Source organism: Microcosmobacter mediterraneus, from assembly GCF_031846265.1.
In the GTDB taxonomy this organism is placed as follows: domain Bacteria; phylum Bacteroidota; class Bacteroidia; order Flavobacteriales; family Flavobacteriaceae; genus Microcosmobacter; species Microcosmobacter mediterraneus.
Map to the genome: position 1 here is coordinate 187,193 of NZ_JAVRIA010000003.1, position 21,067 is coordinate 208,259.

Here is a 21,067-nt window from a genome sequence, read left to right on the forward strand (position 1 = left end):
ATGAAAATGAAAAATAATATAATTAAGAAAAGTGCAGCACTATTAGTCATAGTAGTTGCTTACTTATCCTGTACAGATGAGTTTGTTAATAGAGATCCCGTTTACTCTATAGATTCAGAGAACTACTTCAACTCAGAGAGCGATTATTTTAATGCCTTAATTGCATCTTACGATATGTTACAATCAACATATGCTAATGCAATACTGGGAGAAATCGCATCAAATAATACTCTCTGTGGTGGTGAAAGCGCAACAGATGTAGTCGGTTGGCAACAAATAGATGATATGATTCACACACCTGTCAACGGTAATCTTAGAGATATTTGGAATTGGATGTTTGCTGGTGTAAACAGAGCAAACTATATCCTAGAATTCCAAGACAGAACAGATTTTCCTGGTAAAGAAATTTACATAGCGGAAGCTAGATTTCTTAGAGCATATTATTATTTTGAACTAGTAAAATGGTTTGGTGGTGTACCTTTAAAAGTAGATGAGCGTTTTCAATTGGGAGATGAAACATCAATACCAAGAGCATCAGTAGAAGAGGTTTACAATCTTATAGAATCTGACCTAGAATTTGCTATTAATACACTATCATATACAGCACCTCAAACAGGTAGAGTTACCAAAGGTGCAGCGCAAGCTCTTCTTGGAAAAGCACACTTATATCAAAATGAATTCTCACTTGCCGCTGGTGTTTTAGATAACTTAATATTAAGTGGTCCTTATGATTTAGTTACTGATTACAATAGTATTTTTGAAAATGAAGGAGAAAACGGTATCGAGTCTGTTTTTGAAGTTCAATATACAGACGTAGAGGGCGCAGGATTTGGTTGCTTACAATGTAGTGAAGGAAATGTTGCAGTAGGTTTTAGTGGTGTACGAAGTTATGATGGTCCAGAGTTTACTTCTGGTTTTAGTTTCAACGTGCCTGTACAAGATGTTGTTGATGAGTTTGAAGCAGGTGACATAAGAAAAGACGTTGCAATTTTAGATATTGAAGCTTGGGCTTTAGCAACTGGTGCAACTTTCGGAACTGGTTTTGAACACACCGGATTTTTCAACAGAAAGTATTTACCAAGAAAAAGAAGTGCTAATGCACAAGGTGATTTAAACCTTACAAATCCTAATAACTACAGAGCTATTCGTTTTGCCGATGTTCTTTTAATGGCTGCCGAAGCCTTTAATAGAAGTGGTATAGATGATGAAAAAGCTAGACAATACTTAAATAGAGTTAGGTTTAGAGCAGGTTTAGGCGACGTAACAGCTGGAGGAAATGCATTAACCGATGCTATTTATCATGAAAGACGAGTAGAACTTGTTGGTGAAGGTCATCATTTCTTTGATTTAGTAAGAACAGGTAGAGGTACAGAAATTGATGGTTTTACAGCAAACAAAAATGAATTATTCCCTATTCCAATTGAAGAAATTCAATTCTCTAATGGTAACTGGGAACAAAATCCAGGATATTAAAAAAAAGAAGCATGAAAAGAATAAAAAACATTTTAAAATTTACGCTTGTAGTATTAGCCTTTTTTGGTTGTACTCAAGATGATGATAATACAGATTTTGTAGATGCTATTGCTGCACCTACCAATATTTCTGCAAGTGTCAGTGTAACTCAGGATAATTCAGGTTTAGTCACTTTGACTCCTCTAGGAGAAGGTGTCACTAGCTTTATCATTAATTTTGGTGATGGTTCAGATGCATCTGGAGAGATACAACCAGGCGGAAGTGTGGATCATATTTATGAAGAAGGCACATATGAAGCCTCTATAACTGGTAATGGAATTAATGGCTTATCAACAACAGTATCACAAACAGTTGTGGTATCATTTCAAGCACCACAAAACTTAGTAGTAACCATAGAGAATGATGCAGCAATATCTAAGCAAGTTAATGTTACTGCAGAAGCTGATTTTGCAATGAATTACGAAGTAGATTTTGGCCAAGTTGGAAGCGATCCAGTTGCTGCTAATATTGAAGATACTGTAAGTTTTGTCTACGAAAACGCAGGCACATACACTATAACAGTAACTGCATTTAGTGCAGCGATAGAAACCACAGTATATTCTGAAGAGTTTGTAGTCACTGAGATACTTCAACCTTTAGCTGCAGCACCAAACCCTCCAAATAGAAATCAAAATGACGTTATTTCTATGTTTAGTAATGCCTATGACTTAGATGTTAATGTTAGTTCATGGCGATCAGATTGGAGTACAAGTATATTAACAGACACTCAAATTGATGGAGATGATGTAAAATTCTATGCTGATGCAGATTTTGTAGGCGTTGAGTTTTATGGTGCAGATGCTGTAGACGCTTCTAACATGGAGTTTTTCTACTTAGATTTTTGGTCAGTAAATGCTACAACATTCAGAGTAAAATTAGTAGATCTTGGTGGTGATGCAACAGAAGCTGAGATCGTTTTTGATGATCTACCACAAAACGAATGGGTTTCTCTAGAGATACCTATGAGTGCTTTCACTGATGCAGGAATGACAGCAACAAATTCAATCCAACAATTGATTTTCTCTGGTCTACCAACAGGTACTTTCGATTTCTTTATAGATAATGTCTATTTCTACAAATCACCAACAAATCCTGCCGATGGTATAGCTGGTACATGGAGAATAGCAGATGAAGATACTGGTATTGGTGTTGGTCCTGCGCCAGGAGATACACAATGGTTTACCTGTGATGCACCATGTAGAGAAATAAGAGCATGTTATTTTGATGATACTTACGTTTTTGGTGAGGATGGCTCATTTATGAATGTTCTCGGAGCAGATACTTGGATTGAAGGTTGGCAAAGTGGTGCTGGTGATGCTTGTGGAGCACCGATTGCACCTCATGATGGCTCTAATCCTGCAACTTATGTTTTAGATGAAGGTTCTGGTACGTTAACTTTAAACGGAGTAGGTGCTTATTTAGGTGTACCTAAAGCTAATAATGATGGGGAATTACCTATGGTCGCAGTACCAAGTTCTATAACTTATGATGTTGTTTTATCCAATAACAATAACACAATGGAAGTAACCATTGAAGCTGGTGGAGGTGTATTTTGGCAATATAAATTAATTAGAGATTTGGATACATCATCAAATCCTCTTGAAGGCACTTGGCAAATAGCAGATGAAGATACTGGTATTGGTGTTGGTCCTGCGCCAGGAGATACACAATGGTTTACCTGTGATGCACCATGTAGAGAAATAAGAGCATGTTACTTTGATGATACATACATATTTGGAGCTGATGGTTCATTTACCAATTCTTTAGGTGCAGATACTTGGATTGAAGGCTGGCAAAGTGGAGCTGGTGATGCTTGTGGAGCGCCAATTGCTCCGCATGATGGTTCTAACCCAGCTACGTTTACCTATAATGAAGGTGCTGGAACACTTACCTTAAATGGTGTTGGTGCTTATTTAGGTGTGCCTAAAGCTAACAATGATGGAGAACTTCCTATGGTTGCAGTGCCAAGCTCTATAACTTATGATATAACATTATCAGATAATAACAACACCATGGAAGTTATTATCGAATCAGGAGCTGGTGTATTCTGGCAATATAAGCTTGTAAAAATTTAAAAAATGAAAAAGATGAAAAAAATTAAGTATGTAATTGGATCATTTCTAGCCATAGCAGTATTATTAACTGCATGCCAAGAAGATGACGCCTCAATTGGAGAAATTACTGCGCCAACTAATTTAGTTATTTCAGCGGAAATAATTGGACAAGATGCAGCAAATCCAAATGGAGATGGAAGTGGTTTTGTAACTCTAAGAGCAACAGCAGATAATGCCTTGAGTTATAGTTTTGTATTTGGTGATGGACTAGATGGTGTAGCACCTTCTGGTGAAATAACACATCGATACAGTATAGTTGGTACTAACACCTATAATGTAGTAGTTAATGCTATTGGAACTGGAGGTATTTCTACGACTCAAACCATGAGCATAGACGTATTTAGCTCATTTGATGATCAAGAAGCTAAAGATTTATTATCCGGAGGAGCTGGTAATTCAAAAGTTTGGTATTTAGATGCCGCTGTACCAGGTCATTTGGGTGTTGGGCCAACAGTTACTTCTGGTGATCCTGCAGGTCAAACATCATTCTATTTCCCTCTATATTTCTCTGCTCAACCATTTGAAAAATGTGGTCCTGCAATATCAGATTGTCTTTGTGATGACGAGTTTACCTTCTCATTAGATGCAGACAACCAACTTACAATGCAACTAAACAATAATGCTGGTACCTTTTTTAATGCAGGTCACCAAGCTGTTATTGGTGAAAATGCAGGAGAAGATGCTTGTTTCCCATTTGATACGTCATGGAATAGTATAGTATCCTTGGCTCCTTCTGATGATTTGGCTAATATTCCAGATCCAGATTTCCCACCAGTTAGAGGTACAGTAATGAATTTCTCTGATGATGCCTTTATGGGTTATTATGTGAGTTCTTCTTCTTATGAAATTATTTCGATAACAAATTCTACACTATATGTAAGAACTTTAGATGGTTTAAGTTCTGATTTAGCATGGTATCATAGATTTACCACAACACCTCCAGATGGTGGTTTTGAAACTATTTATAATGACTTGGTGTGGTCTGATGAATTTGATACTAATGGAGCACCTAATGCTGCTAATTGGACTTATGATTTAGGTAATGGAGATAATGGATGGGGAAATGGTGAAGTTCAAAACTATACAAACGCTCCAGAAAATGTTATAGTTGAAGATGGCTTATTAAAGATCAATGCATTAGCTGATGGAAGCGGTTATACTTCTGCAAGAATTAAAACAGAAGATATTTTTGAATTTACTTATGGACGAGTTGAAGTTAGAGCGAAATTACCAGCTTCTCAAGGCACATGGCCTGCGATTTGGATGCTAGGTGAAGACTATCAAACTAATACGTGGCCAAATTGTGGCGAAATAGATATAATGGAGCAAAAAGGGCAAGATAAAAATACAGTTTTAGCTACGTTACATTATCCTGCTGTTTCACCAGGGACTGGTAATAGTGCTTCAACTAATTTACCGACAGCTATTTCGCAATTTCACAATTACACTGTAGAGTGGACACCAGAATTAATTACATTTTTAGTAGATGACACACCTTATCATTCGGTGCCTAATACATTTGATTTACCGTTTGAGAGTGATTTCTTCCTCATTCTAAACGTAGCTATGGGTGGAACACTTGGAGGTGATATTGATCCTGCTTTCACAGAAGATACAATGGAAGTTGATTATGTAAGAGTTTACCAATAAACTATTTGAGTAGTAAATTGAAGAAAAGGTTGTATTGTCATCCACTTTACAACCTTTTTAATACCTAGAGAATTACCATTAATGAATTATATAGATCAAAACATATTGAATACAGATACTTCTATAGATTTTGTAAAGATTAATAACGAAAACTATTTTAAGATTTCTAATAGTGATGCAATGCGTCCATTTTTTATGAGCATTGTAAGTGATTCTAACCACTGGATGTTTATATCTAGTAATGGTGGTTTAACTGCTGGTCGTAAAAATGCAGAATATTCGCTTTTTCCTTACTATACAGACGATAAGATAACTGAATCGGCAGAAATAACAGGTAGTAAATCGATATTTTTAGTTAACAAATTTGGTGAATCTAAACTTTGGGAACCTTTCTCTAATCGTTTAGAAGGCTTATATCAAATTTCGAGACATCTTTACAAGAATGAATATGGAAATAAAATAATATTCGAAGAAGTTAATCATGATTTAGGACTTACGTTTAGATACCAATGGAGCTCAAGTAACAGGTATGGATTTGTTAAAGAATCTACTCTTATTAATACTAATGAAAGTTCTGTTACAGTATCGTTATTAGATGGTATTCAAAATATAATGCCATATGGTGTTGGCAGTGATTTACAGAATCAAAGTAGCAACTTAGTAGATGCTTATAAACGCAGTGAATTAGAAGAAAATACAGGTCTAGGAATATTTGCTTTAAGTGCAATCATTGTAGATAAAGCAGAACCTAGTGAAGCTTTAAAAGCCAATGTTGTTTGGTCATTAGGATTAGAAAATCCAAAATATTTATTGTCTTCTCTCCAGCTTAGAGCATTCAGAAATCGCCAACCTATTCAACAAGAGGTTGATATAAAAGCCGAAAAAGGAGCTTACTTTCTTAATGATACCCTAGAATTACATCCTAAGGAAGAAAAACAATGGTTGTTTATTGCGAATGTAAACCAAAATCATTCAGATATAGCAACATTATCAAAAAGTATTCAAGAAGATAATCAACTATTAAATAAAGTAAAAGAGAATATAAATTTTGGAACTAAACGTTTAATATCTCTTAATGGATCGTCTGATGGTCTACAATTAACCCAAGATAAATTTAGAGATACTAGGCATTTCTCAAACACATTGTTCAATATAATGCGTGGTGGGATTTTTGATTTTAACTACCAAATTGAAAAAGGTGATTTTAATACTTATATAGCTAAAGCAAATAAAAAAGTTGCTCGCAACAACGAAGACATCATTAATAAATTACCCGAACTTTTTTCACTTTTCAATCTGCGAGAAATTGCTTACGATAGTAGTGATCCAAACTTTAGACGTCTATGTTTAGAATATATGCCTCTTAGGTTTAGTCGTCGTCATGGAGATCCTAGTCGACCTTGGAATAAATTCTCCATTAATACGCGTAGTGAGATTGATGGATCAAAAATATTAGATTACGAAGGAAACTGGCGAGATATTTTTCAAAACTGGGAAGCTTTAGCAATGTCGTTTCCAGAGTTTATTGAGAGTATGATTCATAAGTTTTTAAATGCCACAACTTTTGATGGTTACAATCCTTACAGGGTTACTAAAGATGGTTTTGATTGGGAAACCATTGAACCAGATGACCCTTGGTCTTACATTGGATATTGGGGCGATCATCAGATTATTTATCTCCTTAAATTTTTAGAGTTCATAGAAAAGCGTAAACCTGGTAAACTAGAGAGTTATTTTAACTCAGATCTATTTGTTTATGCCAATGTTCCTTACAGAATAAAAGATTACAAGAGTATTTTAAGTAATCCTAAAGACACAATAGAATTTGATGAAACACTTGATGCTAAAATTAGACAAGAACGTATAGAAGTTGGTGCAGATGGTGCATTATTAAGAGATGAAAATAGATTTATTATTAAAGTAAATTTTATTGAAAAAATACTCGCAACAACGCTTGCCAAGTTATCAAATTTTATTCCAGAAACTGGGATTTGGATGAACACTCAACGTCCTGAATGGAATGATGCTAATAACGCATTAGTTGGTAATGGTGTATCCATGGTAACCCTTTATTATTTACGACGTTTTCTTAATTTCTTTCAAGGAGTTTTTGAAAATACAGATCAAGACGCATTTGAGATTTCTACTGAGTTAGTTACGTTCTTTAATAAGGTACACGACACATTAAAAACCCATGAAGCCCTTTTATCTGATAGCTTTGATGATGCTCAGCGTATGCAAGTATTAAAACCACTACTTAAAGCTGCAAGCGATTATAGAACTAAGATTTACAACAACGCATTTTCAGGTCGAAAAACTGAAATCTCTTTAAACAGTCTAAAAGATTTTGTAAACACGAGTATTGAACATTTAGAACATGCTATTCGTGCCAACAGAAGGGAAGATAATTTATTCCATGCTTATAATTTGATTACTGTTGATGATAAAACGGCAAAAATCTCTTATTTGAATGAAATGTTAGAAGGACAAGTAGCAGTACTTAGTTCTAAATATTTATCTTCTGTTAAAGCTCTTGAAATATTAGATGCTATGAAGCAAAGTGCTTTATTTAGAGAAGATCAGTATAGCTATCTATTATATCCTAACAAAGAGTTACCCAATTTTATAAATAGAAACACGATTTCGCAAGAGCAAGTTTCTAAATCAGACTTATTACAACAACTTGTTACTGATAAGAATACTCAAATTATCGAAAAGGATATAAAAGGCCATTATCATTTTAATGGAAACTTTAAAAATGCCAATGATCTTAAAGATGCTTTAAACCTTCTTAAAGATACCAAATATAAACTTTTAGTGAAATCAGAAACAAGTCTGATTCTTAATATTTTTGAAACTATTTTCAATCATAAATCATTTACTGGTCGATCTGGTACATTTTATGGTTATGAAGGTCTTGGTTCTATTTATTGGCATATGGTTTCTAAGCTTTTATTAAGCGTACAAGAGAATTGTTTAAAGGCAATTAGAAATAATGAAAGTTCAGAGTTAATAGGTAAATTATTAGATCATTATTACGAGATACACGCAGGAATTGGTGTACATAAGCCACCAAAATTATATGGTGCATTCCCAACAGACCCTTACTCACACACACCAGCAGGAAAAGGTGCACAACAACCAGGAATGACTGGTCAAGTTAAAGAAGATATTTTATGTCGTTTTGGTGAACTAGGTGTTTTCGTTGAAGATGGAAAGCTACAATTTCATCCTTGCTTACTTAGACAAAGAGAATTCTTAAATGATGCTAAAACATTTAATTATGTTGACGTAAAAAAACAGCAGAAATCCATAGAATTAAGTAAAAACACATTAGCATTTACATATTGTCAAGTACCAATAGTTTATGAAATAGCTCAAGACAACAGTATTGAAATATTTAACAATAATAATACAAGTGACCAATTAGAGAGTCTCATTATAGATGCTTCTAGAAGCAAAAGTATATTTAAAAGAACTGGTGATATTACATTAATTAAAGTAAAAATTAATAGAAGTATTTTAAAGTAAAATGAAAACAAATGCAAACATCATACTACTAGTCTTAGCAGTAATGCTTGTATTTTCATGTAAAAAAAAACAAACCAAAGAACAATTAATGCAATCGCAAAAAAACATATCCGCTAAAGATATTTTGGGTAACCCAGAATATTTAGCTATTTCTTATGGAGCTTACAGAGATAACTCTCGTAAAGTACAACCTACGATTTCCGAAATAAAAGAGGATCTTAAAATCATGGCTGCTATGGGAATAAAAATAGTAAGAACTTATAATGTGCACTTTCCTCATGCAGAGAACATTCTAAAAGCTATTTCTGAACTTAAAAATGAAGACACAAGTTTTGAAATGTACGTGATGTTAGGTGCTTGGATTGAAGCTAAGCATGCGTTTACTGATGTTTCTGAAAAAATTCGTAATCAAGACGGAGAACGATATATGCCACAGATTGACAGAATGATTGGTAATAAATCTGAGATGGAAGAAGCTGTAAGACTCTGTAAACAATATCCAGATATCATAAAGATTTTAGCAGTTGGAAACGAAGCCATGGTGCATTGGGCTTCAGAATATTTTGTTGAGCCTTCAATTATACTAAAATGGGTAAATTATGCTCAAAACTTAAAACAAAAAGGTGAGCTGCCTAAAGAATTATGGATTACTAGCTCTGATAATTTTGCGTCATGGGGAGGCGGTGATTTAGTATATCATAAAGAAGATTTAGTCAAACTTGTTAAGGCAGTAGACTATATTTCTATGCACACCTATGCCTACCATGATACACATTACTCTCCAGAATACTGGATTAATGATACCACTGAATACGAAACAAATTTAGAGAAAATTGAAGCCGCAATGCTACGAGCTAAAACCTATGCCATGTCTCAATATAATGGTGTAAAATCCTTTATTGACAGTATAGGCATTGATAAACCAATTCATATTGGAGAATCTGGTTGGGCTACTCAATCTAACGGTCTTTATGGTAATAATGGATCTAAAGCTACAGATGAATTTAAAGCTGCACTTTATTACAAGCATTTACGAGATTGGACTAATAAAGCAGGTATCTCCTGCTTTTATTTTGAAGCGTTTGATGAAAATTGGAAAGATGGAGGAAATCCTGGAGGATCAGAAAATCATTTTGGATTGTTTACAGTAAATGGTAAAGCAAAATATGCGCTTTGGGATTTGGTGGATCAGGGTGTTTTTGATGGACTAACTAGAAACGGTAAACCAATTACCAAAACCTATAATGGAAATAAAGAAGAGCTTATGAAAGATGTTCTCGTTCCAAATACAAATGCAGAAGTTGTTAATAATTAAACAGTGAATAAAAAAATACTATACATATTAACTTTTTTAAGTATTTCATTAGTCTCCTGTAATGTTGAATCACAAGTAGATAAGGTAACCGTTTCAAAAAGACAACTATTAGTTAATGGAAACCCATACATAATTAAAGGTATTTGTTACCATCCTGTTCCAAAAGGAAGCGAAAATCATAGAAATTTTGATAATCTAACTCAAGATTTAGGGCTTATGAAAGAAGCAGGAATTAATACGATTAGGGTTTATGAGCCCATTGATGACCTGCAGGTTTTAAATGAAATTTATAAAGCTGGTATTAAAGTGATTATTGGATTTGGGTACAATCAAAATGGAGTATACGACATCGAATCTGGTACTTTCATCGATTATGTAAAACAATATAAAAACCATAGTGCTATTTTAATGTGGGAATTAGGTAACGAGTACAATTACCACCCAGATTGGTTTAAAGGCGATATTAAAAACTGGTATAACCAGATGAATGCTGCTGCTGCTTTAATTAAAGATACAGACCCTAATCATCCAACTACAACAGCACATGGCGATTTACCAGATAATACAGCTCTATCAATAGCTAAAAATATTGATGTTTGGGGAATGAATGTTTACCGTTGGGATGACCCAGCACCTATTTATAAGCAATGGGAAAAAGTGAGCGACAAGCCAATGTATTTATCCGAAGCAGGAGGTGATAGTTATATGAAAATAACCAAAGCTGGTTATCAACAAGGTGAAAATCAACAAGCACAAGCAGACGCTAATGACAAAATTTTGGAAGATGTTTTTGCCAACACGAACATTGGTTCTGGAGTAACCTTATTCTCATTTTTAGATGGCTGGTGGAAAGCAGGAAATCCTAATCAACAAGATACAGGAGGAAGCGCACCTAATAGCTCAGGAGTGCCATATGATGGTGCACCAAATGAAGAATATTGGGGAATTGTAGATATAGATAGAAACAAGAAAAAAACCTTTGAAGTTGTGAAACTGAGGTATAAATCATCAAATAACTAAAATAAGATGATAAAACTAAAACACTATATCATTGTATTAATTGGATTATGTATGAGCTGTAATTCTAATCAATTAGACGTAGAGGTTTATGAAACATCTGCTTCAGGTAATAAGTTGACAAAACTAACTGAATTTAAATCTTCTGAAAACGTATCAGAAATTACGCTCAATCCAGATAAAACTTTTCAAAAAATAACAGGTTTTGGAGGCTCATTTACAGAATCTACAGCCTATTTACTAAATCGATTAAGTAAAACTAATAGAAACTCAATAATACAAGCCTATTTTGGTGAAGAAGGTGCTCGTTATTCTCTAACAAGAACTCATATTGCGTCTTGCGATTTTTCTCTAAACAATTATACCTATGCTCCTATTGAAGATGATCTAACTTTAGAAAATTTTTCTATTGATAAAGATCGTGATGACCTTATTCCTCTGATTAAAGATGCTATGTCAATTTCAAAAAATGGCTTTAATATAATTGCTTCGCCTTGGACTGCACCACCTTGGATGAAAGATAACAAAGCCTATGTTGGCGGAAAATTACTTCCTGAATATTATGATGCATTTGCATTGTATTTCAACAAATATTTAGATGCCTATAAATCAGAAGGTATTGGTATTTGGGGCTTAACACCAGTAAACGAACCTCATGGAAATGGCAATAATTGGGAGAGTATGCACTTTTCTCCCGAAGAAGAAACCGATTTTGTACAAAACCATTTAGGTCCAAAATTAGAAGCTGAGGGAAAAGGTAATATCCATATTTTAGGGTATGACCAAAACAGAGCAGGATTAAAAGAATGGGTTGATGTGATGTTTAAAGATGAAGCGTCTTCAAAATATTATGCAGGGACTGCCATACATTGGTACGAGAGCACTTATGATTATTTCCCTGATGACCTGCAATATGCTCACAATAAAGCACCAAATAAATATTTAATCGAAACTGAAGGTTGTGTAGATGATGAAATCCCAAAATGGAAAGATGATGCATGGTATTGGAAAAAAGAAGCAACAGATTGGGGCTGGGTTTGGGCTCCTGAAGATCAAAAGTATTTACATCCTAAATATGCGCCAGTGTATAGATATGCAAGAGATATTATTGGGTGCTTAAATAATTGGGTTGATGGTTGGATAGATTGGAATATGGTTTTAGATAAACAAGGAGGTCCTAACTGGTTTAAAAATTGGTGCGTTGCTCCTGTTATTGTAGATCCAGATAATGATGAGGTCTATTTTACACCTTTGTACTATACAATGACGCATTTTAGCAAATACATAAGGCCTGGTGCGAAAGTTATTGATGTCTCAAATAATGATGAAGAATTAATGGTTACTGCAGCTCAAAACCCAGATGGGACCATAGCAGTTGTGCTGCTTAATCAAGGTATGAAAATAAAACATTTCTCTCTTACACTTGGTGAGAAGAAGACAAGTATTTCAATTAATCCACAAGCTATACAAACGATAACACTAAATAACCTATAACTTATGTCAATTACAACTACAAAAAAAGTCCCAATGAGCCAGAAAATAGCATTTGGTATTGGTATGTTTGCCAATCAAATGTTTCCTGCCATTATGGGAATATTTATGGTTGTACTTGTCGAAGACCTTGGGTTTCCAGGTTGGATGTGGGGCGTTATATTCTTTGCACCAAGGATATTTGATTCTATCACTGATCCTATAATGGGTTTTATTTCAGATAATACCAAATCAAAATGGGGTCGTCGAAAACAATACGTATTAATAGGAGCAATTGTTATGGGAATTTCTTATATAGCAATGTGGCAACTTTTTAGGGAAAACTCATTACAATTTAATTTTTGGTACTTCTTTTTATGGTCTATTGTTTTTTATTTAGGGCTTACATTCTTTAGCGTTCCTTATGTAGCCATGGGTTATGAAATGAGTGATGATTTTCATGAGCGTACACATATCATGGCAGTAGCTCAGTGGATAGGACAATGGGCTTGGGTTATTGCTCCTTTATTCTGGATTATTATGTACGATCCAGAATGGTTTCCATCTGCTGATGTAGCAGTAAGGCAATTAGCGATTTGGGTTGCAATACCTTGTGCAATTTGTGCCATGATACCAGCACTATTTATAAAAAGCGAGTCTACACTAGACAAAGACTATGAGCCCTTAAACTCAGTAAATATTGGTAATAGTTTAAAGATAATTTATGATAGTTTTATTGAAGCCTTTAAGATTAAAGAATTTAGAAAATTATGTGGCGCAACATTCTTAATTTTTAACGCATTCAACACTGTTGCAGCGCTCACATTTTTTGTAATCGTCTACAAATTATTTAATGGTGATGCCGAAGCTACTGGTTATTGGGTGTCTTTATTTGGTTGTTTTGGCGCTTTAGGTACAACTTTTATTGTGATACCTATTGTAACATGGATGGCTAAGGTATTTGGTAAGAAAAAAGCATTTTTAATAGCTCAGAGCATATCTATTGTTGGCTATATTATGCTGTACTTCTTATTTATTCCTGGAAAACCTTGGATGTACATTTTCGCCTTACCTTTCTTTTCTTTTGGAATAGGAAGTTTATTTACGATTATGATGAGTATGACAGCTGATGTGATTGATGTTGATGAACTTATAACTGGTAAACGTAGAGAAGGTATTTTTGGTGCTATATATTGGTGGATGGTTAAAGTAGGCTTTGCTATAGCTGGAGCATTGAGCGGTCTTATCATTTGGATTGTAGGCTTTGATGCAGATCTTCCAACTGTAGAGCAACAATCTGCTGTAGATGGCTTACATGCATTTTTCTGCTTCTTTCCTCTAGTAGGCACATTACTAGCAATGTATATAATGTGGAATTATAATATAGATGAAAAGACAGCCAATGAAACTAGAACAAAAATAGAAGAACGAAAACAACAATCTGATACTATATAATAATTTAATATGTCTTATAAAGAAGAAAAAATATTAGCACTAACTGCTGTAGATTATGATGATGTCTCCATTGATGGTTTAAAAAAGACATTCAAAAAAGTACTCAAAAACGGTATTCATGGTTTATGTTTTAGTCCTTATATGGATGGTCAAGAACCAGGCGAAGAACTCTCTGAGGCTCAGATAAGACGACGTATTGAAATCATAAAACCTTATACAAAATGGATTCGTTCATTCTCCTGTACAGAAGGTAATGAACTTATACCAAAAATTGCCAAAGAATATGGTTTAAACACTTTAGTAGGTGCATGGTTAGGTGATGATTTGGAAATTAATGACAATGAAATTAAAGGGCTCGTAGAGTTATCAAACAAAGGCTATGTAGATGTTGCTGCTGTCGGGAATGAAGTAATGTATCGTGGAGATTTAACAGAAGAGGAACTCATCAATTATATAATCAGAGCAAAAAATGAAATACACAATGTACCTATTGGCTATGTTGATGCCTATTATGAGTTTTCTGATCGTCCTGCAATAACTGAGATTTGTGATGTTATTTTAGCCAATTGCTACCCTTTTTGGGAGGGTTGTGACCAAGATTACTCATTATTGTACATGAAGGATATGTACCATAGAGCAAAACGTGCTGGCAATGGAAAACGCGTCATTATAACAGAAACAGGTTGGCCAAATGAAGGTACTAATTTAGAAGGTGCTTTTCCTTCAGAGGCAAATGCATTAAAATACTTTATAAATGCTCAAAGATGGTCTAAAGAGGAAGGCATAGAAATGTTCTATTTTTCATCTTTTGATGAATCTTGGAAAGTTGGAGCTGAAGGCGATGTTGGTGCTTTTTGGGGAATTTGGGATAAAAACGAAAAAATAAAATATTAAACATCTAATTACGATTTTCACAATTTTTGGAGTCTAATACTAAGTAAAACATTAAAAATTAACACATAAAGGCAGTTTGTATACCTATTGTATTGGTAGAAAATACATATAAATCGCTAATATGTTTGTATTTTTACATATTATTTAAATAAAAAATAAATAACTAAATATTTTAACTATGAAAAAAAATTACATTTTATCTTTTTTATTGGCATTAGCATTTTTGCCAATGCAAGCTCAAGTAACAGTAACTGTTGATCCAGATGCTACTTGGGTTGGTTTTATGTCTGTAACTAATTTACCAGCTCCTCAAGGTGATGGCGCTTTTCAATTTGATAGTGGTTGGGGTGTTCCTGATTTGGTAGCTGAAGTAAACGCAGGATCTGATATTACTTTAAAACCAAACAGAATAAATGATTCAAACATTTACTGGAATTCGCCTGGTGAATTGAGAGGGAATAAGTATATGTCAGCAAGCTCTTTTGTAGAAGAAAATGACAATATGGCTTTAACTGGGCAAGAAATCACATTTACTGGAGACATCACTGCTTTTACTCTAAATAGTACTGGTATTGACGTACCTTTTACAGTTGAAGCTTTTGTAAAGAAATTTGCTGCTGGTTTTGTTTTATTGGAAGAAGTTTACACTACCATCACAGGAACTGGTACGTTTTCTGTTACATCAACAGACACAAATCCTGATGGAATTATAATTCAGTATGGGTTTTTAGTAAGAGGAGCTAACATAAATATAGATGCAGCTTTTAATACAGATTATGATAATTTAGGATCTGTAGTTGCTGAACCGTTTCCTCTTAGTAATGAAGAGTTTGATACTTCAGAATTTAACGTATCTCCTAACCCAACAAAAAACACTTGGAATATAGAGTCTAACCAAGTAATTATAGGAGTAGAGGTTTTTGATATACTCGGTAAAAGAGTTATGAATTTAAAACCAAATACTGAAGAAGTTAACCTAGATGCATCTCAGTTAATTAACGGTGTGTATTTTGCGAGAATAGAATCTGTAAATGGTACCAAAACTATGAAGCTTGTTAAAAATTAAGATTACTAGCTGATATATTTTTAATAAAAGAGCGTATTTATTTAAGAAAATACGCTCTTTTTTAATCTCTATACTATTATGATAACAATGAAAGAACTGGCTAAGAAACTAGATGTTTCTGTTTCTACAGTTTCTAAAGCACTGAGTGATAGTCCAGAAATAAGTCCTTCAACAATTAAAAAAATAAAGGAAATTGCTAAACTTTACAACTATAAGCCTAATCAAGCTGCACTAAATTTAAAAAATAGTGAAACCAAAACAATAGGTGTTATTATACCAGATATATTAAACCCTTTTTTTGCTAAAGTACTCCATGGTATAGAGGAAGAAGCCAGTAATCTAGGGTATAACATTATTACAAGTTTATCTAACGAAACTCAGCAAAAAGAAGAGCAAAGCATAGAATTACTATCTAATGGAAGTGTTGATGGTTTTATACTCTCTGTAGCTGAAGAAACACAACTCACAAAAAATTCAGATCATTTTAAAGCCTGTTTAAGCAATAATTTGCCACTAGTAATGTTTGATCGTGTTGCCGAAGATATTAGCTGCGATAAAATAATTATAGATGATTATAAAGCTGCATACGAAGCTACAGAATTTTTAATTAGTAAACAACGTAAACACATTCTACTAATCAGCACTATAGATAATTTAAGTGTTGGCAAAATGAGAGTTAAAGGTTATTTAGATGCTATTAAAAATCACAGTCAAAAAAATCACATACTTACTATAGATAAAAAAGAAGCACATCATAAAATACTTGAGTATTTAATTTCTAATACTAATATTGATGGTATACTTGCTATTGACAATTCCTCAGGAGTTAAAGGAATTAATATTGCTACAGCATTAGGTAAGAAAGTGCCCAAAGATATATCTGTTATTGGATTTGCCAACGAATCCATTGCTTGTTATTCAATTCCAAAATTATCTACAGTTAATCAGCATGCGGAAGATATTGGTAAAAAATCTGTTAACCTTATGGTTGAGCGATTAAAGAATAAAGATTCTAAAACTGACCCAAAAACTATAGTTGTTCCAATAAAAATAGAAGAACGCTCATCGACATAAAAAAATCTGCATTGATATAATGCAGATTAATAATATTGTGACTCCTCAGGGATTCAAACCCCGAACCGCTGGAGCCGAAATCCAGTGCTCTATTCAGTTGAGCTAAGGAGCCTTTTCTAAGACAATTTTGCCTTTACAATATTAGAAATTGTTTTTCCATCAGCTTGGCCAGCTAATTGTTTAGAGACTATTCCCATAACCTTTCCCATATCTTTCATACCTTCTGCTCCTACTTCATCTATAGTCATTACAACTACTTTTTCAATTTCTTCTTCACTCAATGCTTCAGGTAAAAACTGACTAATAACTTCTGCCTCATCTATTTCTGGTAAGGCTAAATCTTTTCTGTCTTGTTCTAAATAAATAGCAGCACTATCTTTTCGCTGTTTAACTAATTTCTGAAGCAATTTTAATTCTTGCTCTTCGGTTAATTCTCCATTAGATGCACTTTCTGTTTGCGCTAATATTATAGCTGATTTTACTGCTCTTAATGCTGTTAGAGCAACCTGATCTTTGGCTTTCATTGCAGCTTTCAAAGCTGTCATTACATCTTGTTGTAAACTCATATTGTTATATATTTAGAACTGCGAAGATACTAAAGAAAACCCGAAAAGCTGGCAGGCTTTTCGGGTTTGACAAGTGTGAAACACTAAACTAAATTTGCTATTAATCTACGTTGTCGTGTAAAAATGAATTGTTACTTCTTAGCTGAATCTCGTCGTTGTCGTCAGTACCAACAGACATTCTAGAAGCATTTGTTTCAGAAGAATGCTGAGCATCTTCTAAATTCACACCTTGTCTCTTATAAGCAGGTTCTTTTTCTATTTCATCAATCTTAGCATTATTGAACTTATAATTGAAGTCTTTCATCTTTTTTCTTCGTTCATCAGCTCTCGCTTTTAATAACTCAGAAATAGGGCTATTCATAGGATCTATATCCTCAGGATCTAAAATTTGCTCTTCTTCTTGTGGCAATACTTTCTTTTCAAAAACGATATCGTCTTCGACCTCTGGATCTTTTACTTGAGTTTTATTCATTGAAGACTCGTAGGTAGTTACATCTTCTAATGCATACCTTTTTTCTCCGGCTTCATTAGCTTCAGTAACAGGAATCATTTCTGTATATTCTTCTACATCTAAGTCTTTTAACTCTTCATCTAATGAAAACAAAATCTTCTCTTCTTTGACCCCTTCCTCTTCCACCTCAGGATTGGATAATGGTAAATCAAAAGTTAGTGTAATTTGCTCTTTGGCTTCCTCTTCTTCAACACTATTTACAACGTTGTCTTTAGATGTAATTATAAACTCGTTTTCTTGATTTTCTATTTCATTAACGGGTGTATCAATCACTTCATCATATACTACACTCATGTTTTTAATGAACTCTGTTGTTGGTATTAAACCTAAATCATCTTTAGGCTCTTCAATCTCCTCATCTGTTAATGTATGAATTACTATTTCTTCTTTTTCTAAGATAATATCTGGAGTTATAATAGCAGGATCAGATTCTCTTACGATAACTTCTTCACTATCTTCTTCTAGTGCGTGTATTACTTTTTTAGTTTCGGTATTAGAAATCTCATTTTGTTGATCTATATCAAAACCAGTAGCAATAATAGTTACTGAAATAGATTCGTTTAGTGATTCGTCTTCACCAACACCCATAATAATATTAGCACCATAACCAGCTTCAGTTTGAATATGATCATTAATTTCACCGATCTCGTCAATAGTGATTTCTTGTGAACCAGAAACAATTAACAATAACACATTTTTTGCTCCTGTAATTTTATTATCATTAAGCAATGGTGAGTCTAAGGCTTTCATAATGGCTTCCTGAGCTCTAGTTTGACCTGAGGACGTTGCAGAACCCATTATAGCTGTACCACTATTACTCAAAACTGTTTTAGCATCACGTAAATCTATATTTTGAGTGTAATGATGCGTAATAACTTCTGCAATTCCTCTAGATGCTGTTGAAAGGACTTCGTCTGCTTTTGAGAATCCTGCTTTAAAACCAAGATTTCCATAAACTTCTCTCAATTTATTATTATTAATAACAATTAACGAATCTACATGTGCACGTAAGTTTTCTATACCTCGTTGTGCTTGTTGATTTCGCATTTTTCCTTCAAACTGAAAAGGCATTGTAACTATACCAACCGTTAAAATATCTAGCTCTTTGGCCATTTTGGCTATAATAGGTGCTGCACCTGTACCAGTTCCGCCTCCCATTCCTGCTGTAATGAAGACCATTTTGGTATTAGTGTCTAACATACGGCGTATATCTTCTAAACTCTCTACTGCAGCTTGTTCTCCAACATCAGGATTAGCACCAGCTCCAAGACCTTCGGTTAGGTTAACTCCGAGTTGTATTTTATTTGGTACACCACTGCTTTGAAGAGCTTGAGCATCTGTATTACAGATTACAAAATCAACACCTTTAATGCCTTGTTGAAACATGTGGTTTATAGCATTACTGCCTCCTCCGCCAACTCCAATAACTTTGATGACGTTAGATTGGTGCTTAGGTAAATCAAATGCTATGTTGCCCATTTCGTTATTGTTGCTCATGTAATTAGTTTTTTGGGTCTGTTATGGATAAATTAATTATTAGGTTTTTTTATTATCGTTACTCCGCGTTATCTAAAAAATCTTTAACACGTTCAGTGAGTTTATCTAAAAACGATTTACGTTCTTGTTTAGGTTGTTGTATTACTTCTGCTTGTTCTTCTTCTAAAGTTGAATCTTCTGTATCCATAGACTCAGACATAGTTGCGGCATGCATTTCTACTTTTTTGCGTTCTTGTCGTTTAAGACCATCCATGACCAAACCAACAGCTGTAGCAAAAAGAGGACTAGTAACATCATCATCACTATCACCTGCTAAGTGCTCATTAGGATACCCTATTCTGGTATCCATACCTGTTATATATTCTACTAACTGCTTAAGATGTTTTAATTGACTTCCTCCACCTGTTAAAACAATACCAGCAATAAGCTTTTTCTTTTGTTCCTCATGTCCGTAATTTTTTATTTCTACATATACTTGCTCTACAATTTCAACCACTCTGGCATGGATTATTTTAGATAAGTTTTTTAATGTTATTTCTTTGGGATCTCTACCTCTAAGACCAGGAATAGAGACAATTTCATTATCTTTATTTTCTCCAGGCCAAGCAGATCCAAATTTTATTTTCAACAGTTCTGCTTGCTTTTCAATGATTGAACAGCCTTCTTTAATATCTTCTGTAATAACATTTCCTCCAAAAGGAATTACTGCTGTATGTCTAATAATTCCATCTTTAAAAACTGCTAAATCGGTAGTTCCTCCACCAATATCAATGAGAGCAACACCAGCTTCTTTTTCTTCTTGGCTTAAAACTGCATTTGCTGATGCCAAAGGTTCTAATGTAATACCTTCTAGATTTAACCCTGAACTTTTTACACAGCGTCCAATGTTTCTAATAGACGATACTTGGCCAACAACGACATGAAAATTTGCTTCTAATCGACCACCATACATACCTATTGGTTCTTTAATTTCTGGTTGACCATCAATTTTATATTCTTGTGGCAATACATGTATAATTTCCTCACCTGGTAACATTACTAATTTATGCACCTGATTAATTAATCGGTCTATATCGTCTTCATCAATAACCAATTCAGAATTGGCTCTAGTTATATAATCACTATGTTGAAGACTTCTTATATGCTGACCTGCAATACCAACTGTAACTTCATCTATAGAAGAACTAGCTGCTGCTTCAGCTTCTTGAACGGCTTGTTGTATAGATTGTATAGTTTGTGTAATATTATTTACCACACCTCTATGTACACCAAGGCTTTTAGATTTTCCAATTCCTAAAATCTCTACTTTGCCATACTCATTTTTACGCCCAATCATGGCCACAATTTTTGTGGTACCAATATCTAATCCAACTGAGATTTTATTGCTTTCCATAG

General features: G+C 34.0%; 14 protein-coding genes and 1 tRNA gene. 11 read left to right on the forward strand and 4 right to left on the reverse strand.

What is annotated here, in order from left to right:
- The 11 genes from RM697_RS07325 to RM697_RS07375 all read left to right on the forward strand — a co-directional run bounded on the left by RM697_RS07325 (position 1) and on the right by RM697_RS07375 (position 17,098).
- A complete protein-coding gene (locus RM697_RS07325) occupies positions 1–1,473 on the forward strand; it encodes a RagB/SusD family nutrient uptake outer membrane protein (RefSeq protein ID WP_311427218.1) in 1,473 nt (490 codons plus the stop codon).
- 11 nt (positions 1,474–1,484) lie between these two features.
- Positions 1,485–3,587 carry a PKD domain-containing protein gene (locus tag RM697_RS07330; RefSeq protein WP_311427219.1) on the forward strand — a complete coding sequence of 701 codons (2,103 nt, stop codon included), beginning with the start codon at positions 1,485–1,487 and terminating at the stop codon, positions 3,585–3,587.
- Positions 3,588–3,599: 12 nt separating this feature from the next.
- Positions 3,600–5,276 (forward strand): family 16 glycosylhydrolase, encoded by a 1,677-nt coding sequence (locus RM697_RS07335; protein ID WP_311427220.1) that lies wholly within the window; start codon positions 3,600–3,602, stop codon positions 5,274–5,276.
- 81 nt (positions 5,277–5,357) lie between these two features.
- A complete protein-coding gene (locus RM697_RS07340) occupies positions 5,358–8,807 on the forward strand; it encodes a hypothetical protein (RefSeq protein ID WP_311427221.1) in 3,450 nt (1,149 codons plus the stop codon).
- A 1-nt stretch (position 8,808) separates the two neighbouring features.
- Complete coding sequence (locus tag RM697_RS07345) at positions 8,809–10,122, forward strand: glycosyl hydrolase family 17 protein (RefSeq protein ID WP_311427222.1); 1,314 nt, start codon at positions 8,809–8,811, stop codon at positions 10,120–10,122.
- A gap of 3 nt (positions 10,123–10,125) precedes the next feature.
- The gene (locus RM697_RS07350) at positions 10,126–11,142 is read left to right on the forward strand and encodes a glycoside hydrolase family 2 TIM barrel-domain containing protein (RefSeq protein WP_311427223.1); all 1,017 of its coding nucleotides are present in this window, start codon (positions 10,126–10,128) and stop codon (positions 11,140–11,142) included.
- A gap of 51 nt (positions 11,143–11,193) precedes the next feature.
- The gene (locus RM697_RS07355) at positions 11,194–12,633 is read left to right on the forward strand and encodes a glycoside hydrolase family 30 protein (protein ID WP_311427392.1); all 1,440 of its coding nucleotides are present in this window, start codon (positions 11,194–11,196) and stop codon (positions 12,631–12,633) included.
- Positions 12,634–12,666: 33 nt separating this feature from the next.
- Entirely contained in the window at positions 12,667–14,064 is a 1,398-nt protein-coding gene (locus tag RM697_RS07360; RefSeq protein ID WP_311427224.1) for an MFS transporter, read from the forward strand.
- 9 nt (positions 14,065–14,073) lie between these two features.
- Positions 14,074–14,958, forward strand: a complete 885-nt coding sequence (locus tag RM697_RS07365; protein ID WP_311427225.1) for a glycoside hydrolase family 17 protein — start codon at positions 14,074–14,076, stop codon at positions 14,956–14,958.
- 178 nt (positions 14,959–15,136) lie between these two features.
- Entirely contained in the window at positions 15,137–16,024 is an 888-nt protein-coding gene (locus tag RM697_RS07370; RefSeq protein ID WP_311427226.1) for a T9SS type A sorting domain-containing protein, read from the forward strand.
- A gap of 78 nt (positions 16,025–16,102) precedes the next feature.
- The gene (locus tag RM697_RS07375; RefSeq protein WP_311427227.1) at positions 16,103–17,098 is read left to right on the forward strand and encodes a LacI family DNA-binding transcriptional regulator; all 996 of its coding nucleotides are present in this window, start codon (positions 16,103–16,105) and stop codon (positions 17,096–17,098) included.
- A gap of 38 nt (positions 17,099–17,136) precedes the next feature.
- Here the strand turns inward: RM697_RS07375 and RM697_RS07380 are convergent.
- The 4 genes from RM697_RS07380 to ftsA form a co-directional block, all read right to left on the reverse strand.
- Positions 17,137–17,210, reverse strand: a tRNA-Arg gene (locus RM697_RS07380).
- A gap of 4 nt (positions 17,211–17,214) precedes the next feature.
- A complete protein-coding gene (locus RM697_RS07385) occupies positions 17,215–17,664 on the reverse strand; it encodes a GatB/YqeY domain-containing protein (protein WP_311427228.1) in 450 nt (149 codons plus the stop codon).
- A gap of 100 nt (positions 17,665–17,764) precedes the next feature.
- Entirely contained in the window at positions 17,765–19,672 is a 1,908-nt protein-coding gene (gene ftsZ, locus RM697_RS07390) for a cell division protein FtsZ (protein ID WP_311427229.1), read from the reverse strand.
- 58 nt (positions 19,673–19,730) lie between these two features.
- Complete coding sequence (ftsA, locus tag RM697_RS07395) at positions 19,731–21,065, reverse strand: cell division protein FtsA (RefSeq protein ID WP_311427230.1); 1,335 nt, start codon at positions 21,063–21,065, stop codon at positions 19,731–19,733.
- Positions 21,066–21,067: the final 2 nt, after the last annotated feature.